Here is a 1,244-nt window from a genome sequence, read left to right as displayed (position 1 = left end):
GCTGCAATTACTCCTCGCCCTCTGGACCGGTGCCTGCCCCACCTGCCACCGCGACATACCCACACCGATACGAACCTGACCAAGCCCTACTAGCTCGTTGTGCCCATCATGGGGCGGGGTGATCCAACTAACAACGAGTGGGCCCGGTTGAAGCCGCATCTTCCGAAGTCTGGGCACCGCGGCGGTCGTTGGTCGAGCCATCGCAAGGTGATCAACGGGATCCTGTTCCGCGAGCGGACCGGGGTGCCGTGGCGGGACTTGCCTCTGCGTTTCGGAAAGTGGAAGACCACTTATGAGCGGCACAGACGCTGGTCGGCGGATGGGGCGTGGGACAGGATCCTGCGGGCCGTTCAGGCCGACGCCGACGCGGAAGGCCGCATCGACTGGAGCATGGTGAGCGTGGACTCGACCACGTGCCGCGCCCACCAGCACGCTGCCGGGGCCCGGCGGAAGGCGCCGTGCGTTCCGGAAAAAGATCCACGCCCCGGCAACACCGCCGCGACGAGGGACTCGGACGATCCCGGGGCGGACTGACGTGCAAGATCCACCTTGCCGGTGAGGGCGGGCGACGACCGCTCGCGTTCCTGGTCACACCGGGCCAGTGGGGCGATGCCCCGCAGATGATCCCGGTCCTCGAACGCATCCGCGTCACCCACCGCGGTGGCGGGCGACCCCGCACCCGGCCCGATCACCTCAGCGGCGACAAGACATCCCACGCGGATAGACGTCAAGCCGTTGCTGCAGTGAGTCCGGCTGAGGGCTGTGGGAAGGCGATGGCTTCATCGTAGGTGCGACCGTTCTGGAGGCAGTAAAACTGCATGCCCATGAACCGGTTGAAGAGGTTCCGCTGTGCTGCGACGTGACGGTCGCCAGCTGCTCGTCGGCGGTCGTAGTGGGCTCTGGCTCCTGCCGACCTTCGCTTCCCATTACGCCTACTCCTCCCGTCACAACCGCCACTACCTGCGCAGACGCCAGATCAAGCACACCATCCCCGAACCAAAGGACCAGCGCGCCAATCGCCGACGCCGCGGCAGCAAAGGCGGCAAGCCCACTGGGTTCGACAAGGAGATCTACAAGCGGCCCAACGAAGTCGAGCGGACGATCAATGCCCTCAAGAACTTCCGGGCCGTGGCCACGAGATACGACAAGTGAAGCTTCCCCGTGATCTTGGACACTCGATGCTTACGCCACGAGGGCGTGTTCTTGTTCCAGACGCTGCCGGGTCTCCAGCGGGGTGAGGTAGC

Annotated in this window: 3 pseudogenes; 2 read left to right on the top strand and 1 reads right to left on the bottom strand. The window is 65.4% G+C overall.

Annotation, left to right across the window (positions count from 1 at the left end):
* Positions 1–108: 108 nt before the first annotated feature.
* Positions 109–728 (top strand): annotated as a pseudogene (locus ACZ4WS_RS47790) (IS5 family transposase); the annotation flags it as partial.
* Here the strand turns inward: ACZ4WS_RS47790 and ACZ4WS_RS47785 are convergent.
* Positions 728–913, bottom strand: a pseudogene (locus ACZ4WS_RS47785) (IS110 family transposase); the annotation flags it as partial. The pseudogenes ACZ4WS_RS47790 and ACZ4WS_RS47785 overlap by 1 nt on opposite strands.
* A 17-nt stretch (positions 914–930) precedes the next feature.
* On the opposite strand from ACZ4WS_RS47785, the pseudogene ACZ4WS_RS47780 reads away from it, so the two are divergent.
* A pseudogene (locus tag ACZ4WS_RS47780) lies at positions 931–1,152 on the top strand (IS5/IS1182 family transposase); the annotation flags it as partial.
* Between the last annotated feature and the right edge of the window lie 92 nt (positions 1,153–1,244).

The sequence above is a fragment of the Streptomyces sp. NPDC029292 genome, assembly GCF_055569295.1.
The sequence above is the reverse complement of the archived record's forward strand: the minus strand, read 5'-3'. Positions and strand labels throughout refer to the sequence as shown.